Source organism: Sapientia aquatica, assembly GCF_004358105.1.
GTDB lineage: Bacteria > Pseudomonadota > Gammaproteobacteria > Burkholderiales > Burkholderiaceae_D > Solimicrobium > Solimicrobium aquaticum.
In genome coordinates, this window is sequence record NZ_SMYL01000003.1 from 47,262 (window position 1) to 67,622 (window position 20,361).

Below are 20,361 nucleotides of genomic sequence, written 5' to 3' on the forward strand. Positions count from 1 at the left end.
GCGCTTCAGTTTAATCTGATTTTTTAATTTCAAGCTGTCCGTTTTTTTCGTTCGATGCTTAAATCGCTTGTGGCGGCTCTCAAATGGGGGCTATTTACAACATAAAAGCCCTCTCAGGCTTCCATCGCCATCTGCAATGGGACGATGCCAAGAATTTTCATCACGCGCTTCATGTTATATGCCAGCACGTGCAAACTCATTTCCGTTGCGACGTGCTTGATTGTTTTCATCTGGAAGTGTTGAGCACCCATCCATGATTTGATGGTGCCATATGGATGCTCCACCGTCTGTCGCCGAATACGCATCGCTTCCGGAAAGTGATCGAGCCGTCGCTGCATTTCATCTAAAACAGCTTCGTTTTCCCATCGACTTACTCGTCGCTCGGGGCCTGGCGTACATTGATTCTTCAATGGGCAATTCTTACATTCGTTGGTCCAATATCTATGTTGCGTTTCGCCGCGCTCCAGGTAACTCGTCCGTCTGGTGAGTATCTGATTAGCAGGACAACGATACACATCATTTTTTGCATCATAGATAAAATCATCTTTACCAAATCGTCCTTCGGCTGTCGCAGTCGACGTCACGCTTTTGGCGACAACCGCTTTGATGTCGGCGTTATCGCAGGCCAGTATTTCGGTGTTCTTGTAATAGCCTCTGTCGGCAATTGCTGTGAGCTGGTCGACGCCCATTGCAGCGCGTGCTTTACTGGCCATATTAAATAGTTGGTCGCGATCATTTCCGTCAGTGCTGACTTCATGATCAACGATAAGATGGTGCTTGGTATCGACCGCTGTTTGTACGTTGTAACCCACGATGCCACTGCCGCGTGTTCGCATCGAACGTGCATCTGGATCGGTCAGAGAAATCTGATGGTCTGGTGCATCGCTGAGTTGTTCGTTGATTTCAGAAAGCTGTTTCATTTTGGCCTTGAGCTTTACTATTTTTTGCTGCAGCCGTTCGACGCGAGGTTGTTTGGTTTCCAGTTCATGGCGATCTGCAGTTTCCAGATCTTTCAGATATTGGTTGATGCTCGATTCGATTTCCTTCATCCGATGCTCCACTTTTCCCTTCGTGAAATTCTTGTCGCGATTGTTGACTGCTTTGAATTTACTGCCGTCGATCGTCACCAGTGAATCGGCAAACAGATTTAGGTTTTTGCATACAACCACGAATTGGCGGCAGACGTTGATGATGGCGGGGCCATTGTCTTTGCGGAAGTTGGCGATGGTTTTGAAATCGGGTGTCAGGCGTTCGATTAGCCACATTACTTCAACATTGCGTTGCGCTTCACGTTCCAGACGTCGACTCGATTGAACTCGATTCAGATAGCCGTAGATATACAGCTTTAGCATGACAGCGGGATGGTAGGAAGGTCTTCCAGTTACGGCAGGATTGATGCCTTCGAATCCCAATGACAGGAGGTCCAGGTTATCGACAAACACGTCAACTACTCGGACTGGATTCTCTTCGGTGACATAGTCATCCAACAATTCGGGGAGTAGCGTGCTTTGAGTGCGGTGTTCTCCCTGGATAAATCGTTTCATCAAAGTCCCCCAACGCGGATTGAACTTTTTATATAACGGTTGAGCTCGGATTCTGTTTACATCGTTGACACAATATTTGAATTATTTTTATTGATTCTTCGTGCGTTTTGACACAACCTCGGCCGCAAAGCGCCTGTCACTCAATATGTTGACTGACTCCTGTCCTTCGCATTGCGGACATACCCAGCTAGTAAACAATAAAATAAAAAATTTTAAATAGCAAACTTTGATTCTTTGGCGGCTTTAGAACTGACACCAGCCATGCAGTTTTCGTCTTTTAATCGTTGGTCCGTGTCCATTGCAGTTGATTACCATCTTAAAAGTAGTCATTCAACTCTTGAGATTAGAAGGGTTACTGCCTTAACCGATGACAGGGACGCCAACAATGTATGGTGCTAAGCCACCAGAATGCCGTTGGGCGAACCGTGACAGATTGCGCTGGACATTCTCATGAACTTCATGCGCTGCCAGCCAAGCACGTGCGCCTTGAAGAACTTCGCTGCAGAAGCCCGGCAGATCGATGCATAGAGCACCATTTATTTGTCCATAGTGAATGACGTTTGTTGTAGCTCCCGGCTCAATAAAAATGATCCGATCAAACTTACTTTTGGGATGCTGAGTACTGCCTTGGTGAAGCAATGAGCATCGAAATCGATAGCAAGATTCGCCATCAAATGGATTCGCAAGTTCCTTGATGTACTGACCGATATGCGGAGGAGATTGCGAAACTACATTCTCTCTGAATCGCGGGCGAACCCAATCCTCGTACCAAGCGATGAACTTTTTACTTGATGCCTCTCCATTATCTGAACTGAGGGCACCCGCAATATCGGGTAATGAGAGGCTTGTGAAGATCGAAAGAAAATAAAGTCGCGAGGCCAATGAAGCTTCAATTTGATCAATGAGTGCTTGCATAGTCTTTGTTTCGCCTAACAAATATTAATGCTATTAAATTGCGTTGAGGAGCTAGTGCCCTACGACGACAGACCTTGTTCTCAAAAAACAGATAATTCGACATTGATTTCGGTTTACCATTAAATTTAAATCTTTCATTTTATTGACTGAAAAGGCGTCTTTAAATTTGGTCTTGAACTGTTTGTGGATCTATACGTTGAAGTTGCAAAATCCGATTGAATAACAATTGCTCAGTCACAAATGATGCGACCATTTTCTGCGACTTAAAAAACGCGTTTAAGTAACCGGCAATCGCGTGTGCAATTTGAAGCAATATATCGCCAATTTGTTGTACCGTTGCCTCAATCGAATCATCAAGAGTGGCGTTTTGTGGCGTATGGATTTGGGCAAAATAATTTATTCCAAAAGGTGATCCATGAATTATTTCCGATGAGATTGCATAATTTAAAGCATACGCCGCTAAAATACGACTTCCCGCTTTTGCGCCTGCAATTTCCCCTACTCTTCGAATTCGACTTGCAGTATCCAATTCAGACCATTCCTTACATTGACCTTTTTCAGTAAATTCGGCGAATTCAGCCGGTGGTGCTGGTTCATCGGGAGATGTAGATAGAGTCAAGCTAAATTTACCGCTTCCAACATTTCTATTGTGTTGTTTCCACGCTCTGAACTTAACCCATCGGGCGGCACGCTCCGCTACATTTTTATTTTCCACTAAGACATATGACGCGTTAATAAATGACTCGATAGCACTACGAGAAATTGGATACAGATCACGGACGGGTATTCCTTTCCAATCTGCGCACTTCAAAATGGTTGTAATAGATTGACCTGCCCCTAATGCGATCATTTGTGAAACTTTTAGTTTTTCCTCTTTTAGGTCACAAATTAGTAATTCTCCGTTATAGTTGGTCGGCCCCTGAGTCGCTACATAAAGACTTAGTCGTAAAAGCTCCAATTGTTCATCTATAACAATTTCAAGTTCAGAGTTACTTTTTTGCAATGTACGTTCCATTTTGTGAGCTAACCTTATTCTTGCAGACGTCTTACCACTGGATTGCTTCACAAGGTCAGTATTTGTTTGGCACGCCTAAAAATAGTTGCTATCGCAAGTCTGACAACAAGACAATCGGTAAAAGCAACGTCCGCTTTTTTGACTTGCCCCTGTTCAGGCATGTTTCACGCGAAAATTAAATATGAAAAAAATTGAACCGACATGGGACTGACTGGTATGTGCCCGAGGCCGTGTAAAAACAAGAATTCGCGCTGCAATTAAATTATTAGCGCTCAATCCGGCTAAGGACGCAACTTGCGACGCGTCCGTTTAATCGGAAATATTCCTTTTGAGCACCCCATTTTTTTTGAATACGATTCATAAAACGGCCTAATTCGTGTTTAAATTAGCGCGGATTCGACCTAAAAAGTCCACCTCATCTACGAATCGCAGCGCAAGGAGGATGGGCAGCTTAAAGAACGGTTGTACGAATTGGCGGTGCAAATGCGTCGTTATGGATACCGCTATTTTGACGTGTTATTGCGGCGTGATGGCTGGGCGGTCAATCACAAGCGGACATATCGAATTTACCGTGAAGCAGGGCTAATGGTACGCCGGCGCAAACGTAAGCGCATCGCTGGAATTGAGCGAGAATTAAAAGCCTCGACAACAGCGGCAAACCAAAGTTGGTCAATGGATTTTGTATCAGTTGGAATGGTCGATGGTCGTCGAATACGCTGCCTAAACATCGTCGATGATTTTACGAAGCAATGTCTGGTGATTAAAGTAGATACGCCGCTTCCCGGGCAACAGGTTGTTCAGGTTCTGGAACGGTCAGCCGAAAGCCGTGGATTACCTGATTCGATTACAGTCGATAATGGTCCAGAATTTGCAGGCAAGGCACTGGATGAATGGGCGCTCAGCCAAGGATTGAAGTTGAACTTCATCGAACCCGGCAAACCGCAGCAAAATGCTTATATTGAAAGTTTTAACGGTAAGTTCAGGGACGAATGCTCAAACGAGCATTGGTTCGTTTCAATGGATTATGCAAGAAAAATGATTGAGGCGTGGTGTCAGGAATATAATTCTGAGCGGCCGCATAGTTCGATTGGTTACCTGACCCCTGACCAATTTGCAGCAGAATTTTTAACCGCGGACTCTAAATTGGTTCCGCAATAAATAACGGTGCAGGTCAGATGGCCAACGGAAAATGTGCTGGGCCTCTCGGTCACTAGCAGATCCAGCCCCCAAAGTCTAAGAAACTATATACGTCGCTATAGAATATAAATGCAGGGTAATCTGGTAATACCTGAACATTTTTTTACGTATCACAATTGTTCGATTTCGATTGATCCGACACCACAATCCCACCCCAGACAAACTGGGGCAGGATGTAAATACCAACAACATACAATTTAAACTAACAAGAAAACTTGATCCGGCAATGAATGCACTTCCGGTATTAGTTTAATTCCTCATGATGAATCCAAAAATCTACGACCCCGTCAATTGACTTTGGAAGATACCGCATCATATCTCCTTTAATTTTTTGACCAGTTTTCTTAACCCAATTATCGTCTAGTAATAGTTTATTGAGCTCGTCGCTCTCCCCACAACGCATCTGACGAGCTAACTCTTGGAGTTCAATGTACAAATCATCGTGCAAAAATAGTAGGTATCCTTGCCCATGAGTTTCCCTCCAATAATTTTGAACGCTAGAATTATCCCACGTTGCTTCGACGAAGTTGTTGCTGAAAATCAGTTGACTTGATTCGGGGAACAGAGCGCATCCAATATTCCCTAGGGAATATTGAATTAGTGATTCGCATGATAAATTGGAAATTGCTAAGGTGGCGATAGCGGAAATCGCGTGACTAGCTTGCGCATCATTCATAATAAATCCTCAATATAAAAATAAAAGTTAACGATTGTTTAGACGAAAACAATCATTTGGCTACAAATGTAGCGACATAGTGTTAATGATAATTGTCTGTAAAAAACTACAGATTTTTTATCCACCCGCAGGTGGAACTACCAAATATGACTGAGCTCAATAAAAAATTACTGAACTCACTTATCCACCCTCAGGTGGGAGCGTTTGTGTAACTCAACGCATTAACCATTTACTCTTAACGAGGTAGCACTGTTTTGATTGAATGCTAATTTCCGCGTACCTATATTATAGTCTTAATTGCCCATAATGCAATTTATTTCTTGAGAATTACGTTTTCTAGGATTTGGGTTTGCGGTTTGGCAGATTCAATTAATGAATACCCGCCATTGAAAATCATGGAAATATTTCCTTTTTTAAATTTGCGGGCACTTAGAGAAGTTAAGCCACGCTTTCGGTATTGCCTCGCAATCATCGAAATATTTTTCAATGGTTGCATAAAACCGGGCCATTTCAGCCGCTGCGACAAGAAGTCGCTTGTAAAAATTGATGACTATTTGGAGGGTAACATTCGTATTACCGAAGGAATCTAGAAGCCTGAATAAAGTACTGCTCCGACAACGTAATGAGAAATCGAAAGATCCAGGATACGAAGCGCAAGTTGCGTATTTTCCTAGCGGCAACAAACCGAAGTAATACAAAATAGTTAGGATGGTGAACATCTATGAAAGTATGACGAATGCCGTCAATGTGAGCTGGTGGATATGATATTCACATTTGAACTGAAAAGTACTTGGGGGTGGAAATTGCGTTTTGGCTGCGCGCATTCGGCACCCAAAAAGCTCACCGTCGACAGCAGCCACCAAAATCGACGTGCTTACACGTTTTGCATGGAAACCCAGTATAGTTTCCGAAAGGGACAATAAGCCGTAAGTTATACTTCCAGTGGTGCGGGAGCAGGAACGAGGAAAAAGCGAATACCATTCTGTATTGGAATGGTTAGGTGTTGAAACATTACTCAGCCCCAAAATGGGCAGGCGTCCTTATAAACTTGCTTCACAGGGTAATCTATCAAACCAATTTCACGAGAGGAAAACAGTTGTTTCCCACCGCTGTTCCACGCCCGCAGGACTGTCGTCAATTAACGAATAAGCGGTAGGTAGGCATCCAACCGATACTAGCGGGGCATGTGGGTGTGTATTACTGAGCTTGCAATAAATTAAGGATGAATGTAAAGAACAAATAATTTCGTTCGATATCATTCTGCATATTATTAATTCATGCAGAATCATTAAATCTTCTTGAATTTCACCCCATCGACCAGGCAAAACCTTTAGCAGAGCGCGATCACCAAACAAGGGTCGCTTCGCTCAAATCCTCTCCCGTTCAGACTCGCTTCGCTCCCTTAGCTGCGGCCTCCGGTTTGTCCCTTGCATGGTGCTCTTATGCGCCCCGCTACCCAAGCCTTAACGCCGGGATGAGACTCAAGAAGCAAATTTAGATCCAGTGGGAGAATATAAATATCTTCCGCCGAACCAGATCTAAAAAGCAAATTTACTCACCTCCGCGTTAGTAGAAGTTTTTATCCAATGCCAAAGCAGAGTTTTTTCCAAATTCTTTGCGCAGGCAATTCTTACTAAAAAGGTGATTTTATGAAAACCATGTATCTTCGCACTAGTGTAATCAGTAGCTTGTTCATATTGGCGGGTTGCGGCGGCGGTTCTGCTATTACGAATGCTCCCATCAACAACCCAAGTCTTCCAACAGCAGAGCAAATTGCCACCTACTCCGACGGACAAATAGTCGAATTGGGAACAAATATTAGCCAGTTAAGCAATGCGGCTCTTGAGGTACTGAGTACTGCAACCAGCAGCAATAATCCAGTAGGGCAAATTGAATCGCTCACTGCAGCACAAATAGCAGCGCTTTCACCCGAACAAGTTCAACTGATCGGTACCAATGGAGCTAACAGCGTTTCAGGAGTAGCCGCGATTCGCTACTTAAGTAACTCTGCTTGGGCACAATTAGTTAGTAATTCCAATCAGGTTGGTGCGATAGCGCCTGCGGTGATTGCGACATTATCTGGATCCGAGGTAGCGCAATTTGGTAATAACTTCAATCAACTAAGTGATGCTGCTTTAGCTGCTCTGACTAATGCTACAAGTCTTCCAAATAATCCAGTGGGCCAAATCCAATCGATTACCCCTTCTGAAATAGCGACGTTATCATTGCACCAAGTTCGAATACTCGGTGCCGCCGAACCTGACGGAACAATCGGTACATCGAAGATCAATTGGTTGAATTCGGCGACATGGTCAGTTTTAGTTAGTAATTCTGCCCAAGTAGCTGCAATCACTGCCGAAGAAATACCAACGCTGGCTGCTGATGAAATTATCGGACTTGGGACGAATATTAATCAACTTAGTGATACAGCATTAGCTGCATTGACCTTTGTAACGAATGCGTCGTCTGACCCAATCGGACAAGTGGAGTCAATTACTGCTGCACAAATTGCTGCTCTGTCTCCGAGGCAGGTGCAATTAATCGGCACGGCAAGTTCCAGTGGAATAAAGACAGCACCATCAATCAATTGGCTCAATTTCGGGACGTGGCAAAAGCTCGTGAGTGATCCAACTCAAGTTGCCGCTTTTACGTCAAACGTAGTTCCGACATTAACCGCTGAGGAGATCATTGCCCTGGGAGGAAATCTAAATCAACTCAGCGACGCCGCCCTATCATCACTAACCTATCTGACGAATCCAATTTCTAATCCTGTTGGACAAATTGAATCGATTAGTTCACAACAAATAGGCGACTTAAATCCTTCTCAGATAAGCATAATCGCGTCCATCGAGCGGGGGACTGCAATCGCTTATCTAAACATTAGCGCCTTTGGCTCGCTGACCGCGAATCAAGTTTCGGTATTGACGCCAATAAATATGATGGATGTCACCGCCAGCGAACTTGCGTCACTATCACCTGCAACACTGTCTGGAATGGCGCCAGCAACAATTATGAGCCTCACAATAGAGCAAAAAAGGTTACTGTCGGCCACCCAGCATTCCGCATGCGGATGCTAAAACATTATAGTAGATAAAAATAAAGATTTGACTAATGGCATAATATTCAGCGCTCGATAAGCCTTGGGGAAGACGTACAGCAAACTTTCTGCTAAGTGACTAACTGCGATAAAAAAATGGACCTGTGAATGAAAATATTCACAGGTCCATTGATATATAACTGTCTTAATTAGAGCCTGGCTCAATCGGAAAATAACTGGCTTCTTCCGTTAGCCAGACACGGGTTTTAACCGTTCTAAAAATAAAGTAGGCGCTTATCCAATCAGATCCCGAGCCAGCCAAATTAACAATAACAAGTAGCATCAAGTACGGACTATCAAACAAGCAGGCCGGTAACACCAACATGGAAATAAAGATTGTCGGCGCTAAAGTTCCCAGCAGCAGTCGTGATTTCGAATACTCACCCCTGAAGATAACTGCAAAATAGGCTTCCCGGATATTGATTCCGAATTCTGAAATAGCCCGATTACTAAAAACGTAGTGCCAACCCTCATGCAAGAGGATCAGAACAATCGTGAATACAATCGGTGGAAAGATGGCCAGCCAGTCATGACGGATAATCCGATCCATTTGGAATCCAATTGCATCAACCCAGCACCATACAATTATGCTGGCTGAATAACCAAAAATATAACTAAAGGCACCTGAATGACGGAGAAGGAAAAAATCGATAGTCGACATGGACTCGCTCATATCGACTTTTTCCCACTTTGACAGGTCAAGTATCAAATCATTATTTGAGGCCACTGTGGATGTATCAGATCTTCCGCGCCCTGCGAGACGAGACTTTAGCAATTTGGCGAATGAAGCAAATTTTTTGAACTTTAACGAGGTTTTCATGCGCAACTACTCCTTTAAAATAAGGAAATGTGCGAATGAAATTAAGTCTATAGTCTTTCCGAGACTGATTAAACTTCAACATACGTTGGGCACCGTATTAAGTACGACTGACGACACAGAATTGCGACTGGTCGACAAAAAGGGAGTTTGATCGTGTTTTGATGTTTTTTAGCAATAATTTAGTTAGGACGAAACTCGAGGGCATTACTCACCAGGGGCTTCAGTTTTTTGGGAAATTCAATGGATCCTTTGTGGGACTGGGCGACTGAATTGTCTCTATACCAGCCATTCAGTTTTAATTGCAGTCAAATATCGAATTATTATAGATGGCTCGATGGCAGTTTCGAAATGCGAATAGATGGCGACTTTGAAATGCGCAAACCCGCCGACTTTGGCATGCCAACGGATGGCAGGATGGTCATGCCAATCGGTGACGGGATTAATGCGAATATGTAGAATAGCCGTTCGCAAATCTGAAAAATGTCTTAATTAAAATTTGGGGAAGTGAACACCCTCATTGAACCGGAACCGTTGATCCCTTTTTTTGATGGATGCTATTTTTAGTGCAGTCGTTGACAATGATTTTTAAATAATTACCGAAATTTTTTGAATTAATTATTTTCCGCAAACTAATTGGCGATGTTTTTTTGAATTAATTATTTTCCGCAAACTAATTGGCGATGTTTTTTTGAATTAATTATTTTCCGCAAATTAATTAGCGATATTTTTTTGAATTAATTATTTTCCGCAAATTAATTAGCGATGTTTTTTGAATTAATTATTTTCCGCAAATTAATTAGCGATGTTTTTTGAATTAATTATTTTCCGCAAATTAATTAGCGATGTTTTTTGAATTAATTATTTTCCGCAAATTTAACAACCGTCGTTTTTTTTATTATTTAGTTTGTCCAAATTCGTCGGAATTAAATTTAAAGCAAAACCAAGTCAGCTATATTGCATGGCTTTAGTTAATATTGCTTTCAAAAAATATCGTACTCAGCATCGTCGAGGAATGTAGCACGTAAAATACGAAGTCTTGTACGATTTAGCGTAGCATTATATCGAGGTTATTATCTTCAGATCGGCTAAAGCCGATCTTGCGTAAATCAAGTCAACCGCTAAGGCTCGCTGCGCTCGGCCCCTAGGGGGGCGTGCCTTACGCTATTCGGCTGGACGCCGAATTTAACTTGATTTTTTGCCTTCGACACTCCGTGTCTCCGCTTCCATCTTCGATGTCATTGGGGTGTGCCGCTAAAGCGCGGCTAAAATCCTTTTTGCCCCTGCCGTTCGGCTGGGTCGCTGCGGGCTGCGCCTTCGCTCAAAAACGATTTTAGCCGCGCTTCGCGGGCACACGGGCTTCGCCCCCAAATCCAACCGTGCCGTGGGCGGCACTATTTCCCGTAGGCGGGAAATTTGAATTCGGCTCCCCCCAGCCCAGCTTGTCCAATTTGTTTTCTTTGTGCGATAAATCGCACTCGAAAAAAATAGGCGAGCTGGGTGCAGCTGCCGCTGCACTTTGCGTCCTCCGGCGTAAAGCACAAATGAAGTGGACTAAATTTATTCCCGCCGAATTAAACAATATCACCCTTGGGTAACTTTATTTTTATCAGATTAACCCTGTGTTAAAAATAGACCTTATTACTGCAATCAGAAATTGATCTTCGACGCTATAGTAGATGTTCTTTCCTTCACGCCGAGTTGACACAAAATTAGCTCCACGCAATACTGATAACTGTTGCGATAACGTCGGCTGATGAATATCCAAAACTTCCTCTAACTCACTAACGCAAAATTCCCCAGTCAATAGCTGCACCAATATTATCAATCGATCTTCGTTCCCTAAAAGACGAAGCAATTGTGCAATCTTTGCGCTATTTTTTTTCATTCGATTGATATTAATCGGCACGGTCGACATACGATTTTCTCAAAATTAAATTCAACATAGCAACTCAATTGTTATTAATAGCAATAGCCAATCGCTGAGATAATACAAATAAGCCACCCCCATTGATCACGTTGCTATAGCCTAATCGAAGTAATGTATTCTTTGCCGAGGCAGATCGCATCCCACTTTGGCAATAAACAATAATAGGGCTCGCCTTGTCAGGAACTAAGTTAGCAATTGTCATGCTGATTTGATCCAACGGAATTGAAATGGCACCTTGCAAGCGACCAGTGTTGAACTCCAACGATGATCTAACGTCGATCAATATGGCATTGGCAGGCAGATTTTGGTTTGGCTTATCGGATAAAAAATGGCATATGGTTCTAACGATGCTCATCGCAATCCCTCCTTTATATTAACGATCAAGTCGCTCTATTCCCAACATTTTCAAAACGTATTTTTCGTAAATTGGCTCAGATGTACCGTTTTTCATTTTGTACATAAAATACTTTTCGAACGCGACCTTGGCGGTATGTACCCATTTTCCTTTTTTGAACCAGTTCACATTGCGGGGAGGGATTTGTGGGAGAGCAACAAAGGCAACACCGGTATCACCGAGGTCAGCGAGGCAAATTGCATTCCAACTTCCTTTAGCGGTGGCAACTTCACCTTTTAGATCAGATGCGATGTTGTGTACTAAAGCAGTGACCATCGTTTCAATCATGTAGCCTGTCTTGGGTGCACCGGTTGGAACCGGCGTAACCTCGATCGGAGGAATGGCGATACACACACCGGCAGAGTAAATATTTTTATATTTTTTACTACGCTGCTGATCGTCCACAATCACGAAACCGCGCGGGTTGCATAAGCCATCAACTGCGGCGACTGGATCAACACCTTTGAACGCCGGCAACATCATGCTGTATTTAAACGGTAGTTCATGCTCTTTTTTTACATTACCGTTATCGTCTAATTCGGTGACAAACATTTTGTCTTTTTCAACGCGTGTTACTTTGGCGTTAGTAATCCACTTAATGTCATTGTTGCGCAATTCGCTCTCAAGCATTGACCTCGAATCGCCTACTCCACCGAGGCCCATATGCCCAATATAAGGCTCACTGGTGATATATGTCATAGGAACTTTATTGCGAATTTTGCGGCGGCGTAAATCGGTATTTACAATAAATGAAAATTCATACGCCGGCCCAAAGCAGGAGGCAAAGGGCATGGCACCTATAATTACCGGACCGGGATCTTTGATTAACTCTTGATATGCGGTGTAAGCGGTTTCTGCGTGATCAATTGAGCAGATCGAGTGCGTGAAGCCAGACGGACCCGCTCCGGGGACTTCATCAAAAGCTAACTTTGGTCCCGTAGTAATCACTAAATAATCGTAAAAAATCTGGCGCCCGTCTGCTAAATCTACCGAGGATTGTTCGGCATTTATACGAGCAACTGGCTGCGCAATAAAATCGATATTCTTTTTTTCCAAATATGGACGAATCGGAAAAGTAATCGCCTCGCGCTCGCGCCAGCCGACCGCCACCCATGGATTTGAGGGAACAAATTGAAAATAATCTACGGCATTAATCACCGTGATCGTATGGCTTTTATCCAACAGATTTCGTAATTCATAAGCTGCCGGCATTCCACCTGTACCAGCGCCAAGAATAATAATGTGTGCCATGTTGCGTCTCCCTTTTTTAAGTTTTGTCTATTATTTTGTAACTTGTTGAGTCAATACTCGGTTCATTACTTGCAAGGTACTATCATCCAAACTGCCATTTAACTGTGCCAGTTTGAGTCGATTCATTGCTACGGCGATTTGCGCTTGCACGACCGCTAACTCCGAACTTGTGGCGTCATTTTCTGCATTGAGAAGTTCTAAGGTTGTGCGATCACCTTCAGAGTGTCCTAAACGGGTAGCATCAAGTCGTGCCATGCTCGCTTTGTAGGCCTGAATTAAGGCGGCAACCCGGCTTTCTCCAACGGTAATACCTAGCCAAGCAGCGCGTGTTTGCAACAGCAATTGTTGACGCAATAGCTCGCCCTCAGATTTAGCTTTGTCGATTAAATGAACTGACTCGGTATATTTGGAACTACGAATGCCACCAGTAAATAAAGGAATGGTGAGCTGAATTCCGATCATGCGATTGTTCGCGGAATTTTCAGCCGGTCCGAAATCACCGTTACCATGAACCTTGTCGTAGCCCGTCTGAGCAACGACGTCAATTGTTGGGGTTGCATAGAGGCGGTGTTTTTCTGCTTCCTCTTTCGCACTGCTGAGCTTGGTTTCTTGAATTAATAATGCAGGATTATTCTGCGTCGTTTCATCGAGGCTTTTTTCTATTGAAGGCAAAGCGATCGAGTTGGTATTGTTTGGCAAAACGATCAATGCCAAGTCCTGCGAACTAATGCCAGTTAAGTCAGCAAACGTAGATTGCTTAATCTGCACATCCATTTCTGCCGCCATAATTTGGGCTTTAATAGTTTCGACACGTGCTTGCGCTTCAAATGTATCGGTCACTGGAATGCTGCCGAGTTTAAAACTATCTTTGGTTTGATTGAATGCTAGCTCAACAGCTACTTGCTGTTGCTTTAGAAGCCGCAGGGTTTCATTGGCGATGGTTAAATCAAAATAGCGTTCGGCGACACGCAAGGCCAATTGTTGTTTGGCCTCTTTCCAGGCTATTTCAGCCATATCAGCAGATAAATCTAGCTGCCGTGTTTGACTTAGCAAAGCGCGATTTAAAACGGGTTGCCGGGCGACCAAGGCATATTGTTCCGCTTTACCGTTGTTGATCGAGGTATCAAATGCCACCCCGTTGGTTTGAGTGAAGCCTGGAGCGGAAAACTGCGCTCCGCTTGTCTTAGTTGCACTATCTTGAACCCCAACTCCCGCCGTCAGTTTCACCGTAGGTAACCACATTCCGCGCGATTGATCACGGTGCGTCATCGTTGCTTCGTAACTAGCTTGCGCGGCTGCAAATTCAGGATCATGTAGTTGCGCCGCTTGCCACGCTTGCACTAAATCCGTTGCAAAAGAAAATGGTGCGATTAGCACAAAGGCCAAAGCGGGAATAACGGAAGTAAGGAGTTTCATAATCTACTTTTTTTAAAATAGGGGTAACGACTTTACTAATTTAGTGACTAGTTGCCAGAACGCAGACCAAGCTTGCGCAGAATGGATTCCATCAAACACCATTTGGTCAATCCGCTCTGCAGCAAATTGATTCCGACAAATCCGGTGAAGGCTAACCACCATTGACTAACAAATAGCGGACTACCTGGGATGCCTAGTGCTAACGAAAGTAAAATAAATGTGCCCGCGATTACGCGCACTAATTGCCATGAGCTCATGCTGTTTCTCCTTTGTTGGTAATAAAATCAATCCGATTTCGGTAAGCCATAAAATAAAGTAGTGGAATAATGAGTAGCGTCAGCAGCGTTGAGACCAGAATTCCAAAAATTAAGGAGATGGCCAGGCCATTAAAAATTGGATCGTCTAAAATGAAGAAGGCACCAAGCATTGCCGCCAGACCAGTCAAAACAATCGGCTGAGCACGGGTGATCGCTGACTGAACTACGGCCCGCTTTAATTCGACTCCTGAACGTACTTGTAGATTAATGAAATCGACTAATAGGATTGAATTGCGGACAATAATCCCGGCCAGTGCGATCATTCCAATCATGCTTGTGGCCGTATATTGCGCGCCCAACAAAGCATGTCCTGGCATGACACCTATGATAGTTAGTGGGATCGGGGCCATAATAATTAACGGTGTCAGGTACGAACCAAATTGGGCCACCACCAATAAGTAAATTAAGATTAAACCCACACCATATGCCATCCCCATGTCACGGAACGTGTCATAGGTAATTTGTGATTCACCATCCCATTTAATGGAATAGCCACGATAGGGATCAGTCGGTTGGTGGATAAAATACTCGGTTAGTGTGCCACCATTGGGTGTGTTTATCGCATTAATGTCGCGGCGCATTGAGAACATGCCATACAGAGGACTATCGATTTTCCCCGCCATATCGGCTACAACATAGTTCACCGGTAAGAGGTCTTTGTGGTAAATCGGTTGTTCACGCGTACTGTCGGTGAGCGTAACTAACTCACGAATTGGTACAAGCTTGCCGGTACCGCTGCGCGCCGATAATTGCAATAGTGCATTCAAATCTCCTTGAAGTTCTGAAGGTAACTGCAAAATTGCGGCGGCTGGATATTTACTCTCATCATGCAAATAGGTGACCGATTCACCGGATAAGCCAGCACGCAAGGTCATCACAATTTCTTGTTGCGAAACACCAAGTAACGCGGCTTTCCGTCGATCAACAATCAACATTGTTTTTGGGGCTGCCGTAATACTGCTGTCGTCGACATCCACCACTCCGGCGGTTTTATTGAAAACCGCTCGCACGGATTTGGCAACTTGAATTCGCCCTTCTGCTTCTGGTCCATAGATTTCAGCCACTATCGGCGCCAATACTGGCGGACCTGGGGGCACTTCTACAATCTTAACGTTCGCATCAAAGCGCTTTCCAATTATCTGCAAAGCTGGGCGCAAACGAGTAGCGATTACATGACTTTGGTCGCTACGATGATGCTTATCGACTAGGTTGACTTGAATATCACCGACCTCACCGCCACTACGCAAATAATATTGGCGAACTAAGCCATTAAAATTAATGGGTGCAGCGGTTCCCGCATAAGCTTGGTAATCAACGACCTCAGGAACAGTCGTTAAATAGGCGCCCATTTCGTGCAGTACGGCAGCAGTCTTTTCAGCCGGTGTGCCAGCTGGCATATCCACAATAATTTGGAATTCCGATTTATTGTCGAACGGAAGCATTTTCAATAAAACCAAACCAGTTGCTGGTAAAAGCAATGAGATAGCTATTAACCCTGCAATACCTAAGCCCAAAAAGCCACGATTGCGCTTTCCATGAACGTCAGCTAAAAACGGTTTAAAAAGAGTTTCAAATAAAGGTGCTAAGCGAGCAGAAAATCCGTGCGGTTTGTCGCTAACATGATGCTCACTTTTATCCTTCATCCAAATACGCGCTAGCCAAGGAGTGACTGCGAAGGCAATCGCGAGCGACAACAACATCCCCATGCTGGCATTGATTGGAATTGGGCTCATGTATGGTCCCATCAGGCCTGATACAAATGCCATTGGTAACAGAGCAGCGATAACGGTTAAAGTCGCCAGGATGGTTGGCCCCCCGACTTCGTCTACTGCCCCGGGAATAATTTCTCTCAGTGATTTATTGGGCGATAGACCTTGATGACGGTGAATGTTTTCGACGACGACGATAGCGTCATCCACCAAAATACCGATCGAAAAAATTAGGGCGAAAAGTGAAACACGATTAAGCGTAAAGCCCCAGGCCCATGAGGCGAATAGAGTCACCGTTAAGGTAAGAATTACCGCTGCACCGACAATAGCCGCCTCACGCAAACCAAGCGCAAAAAATACTAGCACCACAACCGATAATGTTGCAAATAATAATTTTTGAATCAGCTTTTGCGCTTTGTCGTTGGCAGCATTTCCGTAGTTACGAGTTTCCGCAACAAGAACATCCGATGGAATGACCGTATTTTTTAATTCGGTCACGCGGTGCATGATCGCGTTGGCCACGTCGATTGCATTCTCGCCAGACTTTTTCGTAATCGCGATGGTAACCGCTGGGTATTCCCCTCCATCTTTTCCGGCAATGCCCTGCCATACATAGCGCGCCATAGGTAATGGGCCATCACGAACGGTAGCGACATCTTGCAAAAAGACAGGTTTGCCTTGCCGAACCGCCACAACTAGCTCACCTAATTCTGATGCGTTTTTGAGATACGGTCCTGCTTCAACGGCAATCGCTCGATTACCCTGCAGCAGATCACCAATCGGCATACCTAGATTGCTGGAGGACAACGCGTTGCGCAAATCGCTAACGGTAACACCCGAACCTTGCATTCGAGCGGGATCTAGTTCAATCAAAATACCTCGACCAGGCCCACCTATGGTGCTCACATCGCGCGTTCCGGGAACACGTTTAAGATCGGTTTCAACACTGTGGGCAACTCGCTCCAAGTCGTACGAACCAGTTTGATTATTTTTGCTAAATAAGGTCAGGCTCACAATGGGCACATCATCAATGCCTTTCGGCTTGACCAAAGGAGCTAAAACTCCCAACCCTTTTGGCAACCAATCTGCATTTGAATTGACACTGTCATATAGACGGACAAGCGCCTCAGTTCGCGCTACCCCAACCTTAAATTGCACTGTCATGATCACAATACCGGGACGTGACATCGACGTGACGTGCTCGACACCTGCAATTTGGGATAGCACTTGCTCCGCAGGGGTTGCGACCATTTGCTCAACATCGCGCGACGACGCACCGGGAAAGGGAATTAATACATTTGCCATCGTCACGTTAATTTGCGGCTCTTCTTCGCGCGGAGTCACAAGTACCGCAAAAACGCCTAGCAATAGTGCTGCTAGTGCCAATAATGGCGTAATTCGGGCCGTTTGGAAAAAGGCGGCGATACGTCCCGAGACACCTAATCGAGCATTCATCTTGCCTCCTTCGCCGCTGCTTGTGCATCAGTGGCTATGCGGTCGCCGGCGCTGATGCCGGATAAGATCTCAATCGTATCGCGCTGCGCTTTGCCAAGACGAACTTGCCGCAATAATGGTTTGTTATTTGCATCGATAACATACACGCCAGTCATTTCAGCGCGACGAACCACAGCGCTGGCAGGAATACTTAACTGGCCGGACATGCCTACAACATTTTTTGGAATTGGCAGCCAAACTCGAGCAAACATGCCTGGAGTTACCTCTTTCAAGGTGTGGGGTAAATCAATTCGAACTTGGGTCGAGTGAGTGCCTGCATCAACCGTTGGCAAAATTTGTAATTCAGTGCGCGCTAACCATTGGTGACCATTACTCAGATTGGGGAATTCAAGAGTAAACGACTGATTTGGCGCATAACTCCCAATACTAGCTTGTGGAATAGAGGCTGTCACACGCAGCGAGGAAGGGTCGTACAACGTCACCAACGGCTTACCTGGCAATGCCATGTCGCCCAATGCGATCGGAACGTCGGACACAATGCCCGCATAGGGTGCTTTGATCACATAGAAGTCGGATTGAATATGGGCAATACTTGCTTGAGCAATTTGGGCACTCAGTTGCGCCGATGTCGCGTGAAACTGGGCTTCAGCTCGCTCCATAGCTGATTGACTAATATAATTTTTTTCAAAAAGATGACGTTGGCGTTGATAGTCTTTACTCGCTAAATCTAACGCTGTTCGCGCTGCCGCAGTCTCAGCCTGGCTCGCAACAGCGGCTTGCGCGGCGGAACGCGCATCAATGCGCGCCAACAATTGCCCCTCTTTGACCGTATCACCGGTCTTCACTGCAAGATCAACAACCGCTCCCGAAACCTGAGAGCTAATCACAGTCTGGCGAATTGCTTCAACCACCCCGTCGTAACTGGCTGCATTTGCCTGTCCATTAGCCTGAACCACGATAGTGGCTAATTTGGTATCAGCCACAGCATTACCGGACATGTGCAATAGAGCGGCTAACATCACCGCACTTAATTGAGCTGAGCTTCGCATCCGTCTTCTCCCAAGATTAAATATTTTTAGCAAGTTGCTTGAATAAGCTTCATTATGTAACTAATCAATTAAATATGCAAGTACCTAAATAATTAAATATGTGGACATTCAGTGTATCCTTGCCCATAATCTGCAAGTTATATGTTTTAAAGAGAGAGTTATGGAAGGCTTAACAAAAGATGCGCTAGATCAAGTTGCCGCCTATTTTTTGGCGTTGTCGGAACCCACACGCCTAAACATTTTGAGTTTTTTGCGCGAAGGCGAAAAAAATGTGGGCGAATTGGCAAATCTATGCGACTACACTTCGGCGAATATTTCGCGTCATTTGGCTATTCTGAGCAAGCATGGTCTAGTTGCGCGCGAAAATCGCGGCACGAGCGTGTACTACCGCATCGCCGATGAATCGGTCTACACGCTGTGTGATCTAGTTTGTGGCAGTTTGGTACGTCAATTTGAAGAGCAAGCCTTAACTCAAAAAGCATTTGCACGCAGCAGCAGTTCGAGTAAAAAGTAGTTCGTCATTTAAAGGGAGAACAACATGAAAGCAAACGTAGGAACCATTGATCGTGCCATCCGTATCGTTTTTGGACTCAGTTTAATTCTAGCGACCGTATCAGGAATGATCGGTATCTGGGGCTGGATTGGGATCGTTCCATTGGCAACCGGCACCTTCCGGTTCTGCCCCGCGTATCTACCGTTTGGATTAAGCACTTGTAAGATGAAGCAATAAGTTTGAGCGAACATTTAATCAAAAAGCCTAAGCAACGGCGTTATCCCATTTCGGCGATAGCGCCGTTTTTATATCTCCACAGCAGTTAACCGAGGTAACCCCATGAACCCTAACGCAGCGCAAGAAGCAGAACAATTTTGGAACGAACGCTTTGATGTTGATGAATTTATCTTCGGAAAAGACCCGAATTTGTTTCTGGTCGAATCGACCAAAAAATACGCGACTGGTGGCAGCCGAGTTCTGTGTGTTGCCGATGGTGAGGGAAGAAATAGTGTTTGGCTGGCTCAACAAGGGATGCAAGTTGATGCGTTCGATGTATCGGCGGTCGCCATTAAAAAGGCCAAGAAATTTGCAAGCGACAACCAAGTTGATATCGCTTTCCATCACAGCGATTGCGATAGTTATCCTTGGCAGCCCAATCAGTATGACGCTATCGCAGCAATATTTATCCAGTTCGCGGACCCTGAACTAAGAGCCAGGCTATTCGACAACATGATCAATGGACTAAAACCCGGTGGACTACTTATCGTCCAAGGGTACACTCCCAAGCAGCTAGAATACAAAACCGGAGGCCCCGGACAGCTCTCGCATCTCTATACCGAAGAATTAATGACCGAATTATTAGCCGGGATGAACATACTCGAGATACGTTCCTATGAAACCGAACTAAAAGAAGGGGCGCGGCATTTGGGCATGTCTGCTCTAATCGGCGTGGTAGCAAAAAAATAATAACTATTACGGGCTCTTGCTCTCTGAACTATGAAACGCTCAGGAGACTGGATGGCGCTTTTTTTCGCTAACTGAGTACTCAATTTTAAATCAGCCGCAATGACGTCCCTCGCAATGAGC

General features: G+C 44.7%; 17 protein-coding genes. 5 read left to right on the forward strand and 12 right to left on the reverse strand.

What is annotated here, in order from left to right:
* Positions 1-113: 113 nt before the first annotated feature.
* From E2I14_RS07985 to E2I14_RS07995, 3 genes are all read right to left on the reverse strand, one after another.
* Positions 114-1,544 (reverse strand): IS1182 family transposase, encoded by a 1,431-nt coding sequence (locus E2I14_RS07985; RefSeq protein WP_133327254.1) that lies wholly within the window; start codon positions 1,542-1,544, stop codon positions 114-116.
* Between the two features lie 360 nt (positions 1,545-1,904).
* Positions 1,905-2,459, reverse strand: a complete 555-nt coding sequence (locus E2I14_RS07990) for a hypothetical protein (protein ID WP_133327256.1) — start codon at positions 2,457-2,459, stop codon at positions 1,905-1,907.
* A 160-nt stretch (positions 2,460-2,619) separates the two neighbouring features.
* Positions 2,620-3,474 (reverse strand): DUF5677 domain-containing protein, encoded by an 855-nt coding sequence (locus E2I14_RS07995; protein WP_133327258.1) that lies wholly within the window; start codon positions 3,472-3,474, stop codon positions 2,620-2,622.
* Between the two features lie 417 nt (positions 3,475-3,891).
* Here E2I14_RS07995 and E2I14_RS08000 point away from each other — a divergent pair, with 417 nt between their 5' ends.
* The gene (locus E2I14_RS08000; protein ID WP_133327260.1) at positions 3,892-4,632 is read left to right on the forward strand and encodes an IS3 family transposase; all 741 of its coding nucleotides are present in this window, start codon (positions 3,892-3,894) and stop codon (positions 4,630-4,632) included.
* Positions 4,633-4,915: 283 nt separating this feature from the next.
* Here the strand turns inward: E2I14_RS08000 and E2I14_RS08005 are convergent, their stop codons facing one another.
* A complete protein-coding gene (locus E2I14_RS08005; protein WP_133327262.1) occupies positions 4,916-5,347 on the reverse strand; it encodes a hypothetical protein in 432 nt (143 codons plus the stop codon).
* Positions 5,348-6,996: 1,649 nt separating this feature from the next.
* On the opposite strand from E2I14_RS08005, the gene E2I14_RS08010 reads away from it, so the two are divergent.
* Complete coding sequence (locus E2I14_RS08010; RefSeq protein WP_133327264.1) at positions 6,997-8,424, forward strand: hypothetical protein; 1,428 nt, start codon at positions 6,997-6,999, stop codon at positions 8,422-8,424.
* 165 nt (positions 8,425-8,589) lie between these two features.
* On the opposite strand, the gene E2I14_RS08015 is transcribed toward E2I14_RS08010, so the two are convergent.
* The 8 genes from E2I14_RS08015 to E2I14_RS08050 form a co-directional block, all read right to left on the reverse strand.
* A complete protein-coding gene (locus tag E2I14_RS08015; RefSeq protein ID WP_133327266.1) occupies positions 8,590-9,264 on the reverse strand; it encodes a DUF3267 domain-containing protein in 675 nt (224 codons plus the stop codon).
* A gap of 1,606 nt (positions 9,265-10,870) precedes the next feature.
* Positions 10,871-11,179, reverse strand: a complete 309-nt coding sequence (locus E2I14_RS08020) for an ArsR/SmtB family transcription factor (protein ID WP_133327268.1) — start codon at positions 11,177-11,179, stop codon at positions 10,871-10,873.
* A 34-nt stretch (positions 11,180-11,213) separates the two neighbouring features.
* A complete protein-coding gene (locus E2I14_RS08025; RefSeq protein WP_206105603.1) occupies positions 11,214-11,546 on the reverse strand; it encodes a rhodanese-like domain-containing protein in 333 nt (110 codons plus the stop codon).
* Positions 11,547-11,564: 18 nt separating this feature from the next.
* Complete coding sequence (locus E2I14_RS08030) at positions 11,565-12,836, reverse strand: NAD(P)/FAD-dependent oxidoreductase (protein WP_133327270.1); 1,272 nt, start codon at positions 12,834-12,836, stop codon at positions 11,565-11,567.
* Positions 12,837-12,866: 30 nt separating this feature from the next.
* Positions 12,867-14,252 carry a TolC family protein gene (locus tag E2I14_RS08035; protein ID WP_133327272.1) on the reverse strand — a complete coding sequence of 462 codons (1,386 nt, stop codon included), beginning with the start codon at positions 14,250-14,252 and terminating at the stop codon, positions 12,867-12,869.
* Between the two features lie 47 nt (positions 14,253-14,299).
* Entirely contained in the window at positions 14,300-14,509 is a 210-nt protein-coding gene (locus E2I14_RS08040; RefSeq protein ID WP_133327274.1) for a YgaP family membrane protein, read from the reverse strand.
* A complete protein-coding gene (locus E2I14_RS08045) occupies positions 14,506-17,733 on the reverse strand; it encodes an efflux RND transporter permease subunit (protein WP_133327276.1) in 3,228 nt (1,075 codons plus the stop codon). Before E2I14_RS08045 ends, E2I14_RS08040 begins: the two co-directional genes overlap by 4 nt.
* Positions 17,730-18,782 carry an efflux RND transporter periplasmic adaptor subunit gene (locus E2I14_RS08050; protein ID WP_133327278.1) on the reverse strand — a complete coding sequence of 351 codons (1,053 nt, stop codon included), beginning with the start codon at positions 18,780-18,782 and terminating at the stop codon, positions 17,730-17,732. Before E2I14_RS08050 ends, E2I14_RS08045 begins: the two co-directional genes overlap by 4 nt.
* A 160-nt stretch (positions 18,783-18,942) precedes the next feature.
* Between E2I14_RS08050 and E2I14_RS08055 the strand changes: the two genes are divergently transcribed.
* The 3 genes from E2I14_RS08055 (at position 18,943) to E2I14_RS08065 (ending at position 20,241) form a co-directional block, all read left to right on the forward strand.
* The gene (locus E2I14_RS08055; RefSeq protein ID WP_133327281.1) at positions 18,943-19,296 is read left to right on the forward strand and encodes an ArsR/SmtB family transcription factor; all 354 of its coding nucleotides are present in this window, start codon (positions 18,943-18,945) and stop codon (positions 19,294-19,296) included.
* A gap of 24 nt (positions 19,297-19,320) precedes the next feature.
* Positions 19,321-19,512, forward strand: coding sequence for a YgaP family membrane protein (locus tag E2I14_RS08060; protein ID WP_133327283.1), 192 nt, complete (start codon positions 19,321-19,323; stop codon positions 19,510-19,512).
* 102 nt (positions 19,513-19,614) lie between these two features.
* A complete protein-coding gene (locus tag E2I14_RS08065; protein ID WP_133327285.1) occupies positions 19,615-20,241 on the forward strand; it encodes a class I SAM-dependent methyltransferase in 627 nt (208 codons plus the stop codon).
* Positions 20,242-20,361: the final 120 nt, after the last annotated feature.

Bases quoted from the DNA above. Each gene is read 5' to 3' on its own strand.
- E2I14_RS08035 (WP_133327272.1), bottom strand. From the start codon at position 14,252: ATGAAACTCCTTACTTCCGTTATTCCCGCTTTGGCCTTTGTGCTAATC.
- E2I14_RS08040 (WP_133327274.1), bottom strand. From the start codon at position 14,509: ATGAGCTCATGGCAATTAGTGCGCGTAATCGCGGGCACATTTATTTTA.
- E2I14_RS07985 (WP_133327254.1), bottom strand. From the start codon at position 1,544: ATGAAACGATTTATCCAGGGAGAACACCGCACTCAAAGCACGCTACTC.
- E2I14_RS08045 (WP_133327276.1), bottom strand. From the start codon at position 17,733: ATGAATGCTCGATTAGGTGTCTCGGGACGTATCGCCGCCTTTTTCCAA.
- E2I14_RS07990 (WP_133327256.1), bottom strand. From the start codon at position 2,459: ATGCAAGCACTCATTGATCAAATTGAAGCTTCATTGGCCTCGCGACTT.
- E2I14_RS08050 (WP_133327278.1), bottom strand. From the start codon at position 18,782: ATGCGAAGCTCAGCTCAATTAAGTGCGGTGATGTTAGCCGCTCTATTG.
- E2I14_RS08065 (WP_133327285.1), top strand. From the start codon at position 19,615: ATGAACCCTAACGCAGCGCAAGAAGCAGAACAATTTTGGAACGAACGC.
- E2I14_RS08005 (WP_133327262.1), bottom strand. From the start codon at position 5,347: ATGAATGATGCGCAAGCTAGTCACGCGATTTCCGCTATCGCCACCTTA.
- E2I14_RS08055 (WP_133327281.1), top strand. From the start codon at position 18,943: ATGGAAGGCTTAACAAAAGATGCGCTAGATCAAGTTGCCGCCTATTTT.
- E2I14_RS07995 (WP_133327258.1), bottom strand. From the start codon at position 3,474: ATGGAACGTACATTGCAAAAAAGTAACTCTGAACTTGAAATTGTTATA.
- E2I14_RS08060 (WP_133327283.1), top strand. From the start codon at position 19,321: ATGAAAGCAAACGTAGGAACCATTGATCGTGCCATCCGTATCGTTTTT.
- E2I14_RS08015 (WP_133327266.1), bottom strand. From the start codon at position 9,264: ATGAAAACCTCGTTAAAGTTCAAAAAATTTGCTTCATTCGCCAAATTG.
- E2I14_RS08020 (WP_133327268.1), bottom strand. From the start codon at position 11,179: ATGTCGACCGTGCCGATTAATATCAATCGAATGAAAAAAAATAGCGCA.
- E2I14_RS08025 (WP_206105603.1), bottom strand. From the start codon at position 11,546: ATGAGCATCGTTAGAACCATATGCCATTTTTTATCCGATAAGCCAAAC.
- E2I14_RS08010 (WP_133327264.1), top strand. From the start codon at position 6,997: ATGAAAACCATGTATCTTCGCACTAGTGTAATCAGTAGCTTGTTCATA.
- E2I14_RS08030 (WP_133327270.1), bottom strand. From the start codon at position 12,836: ATGGCACACATTATTATTCTTGGCGCTGGTACAGGTGGAATGCCGGCA.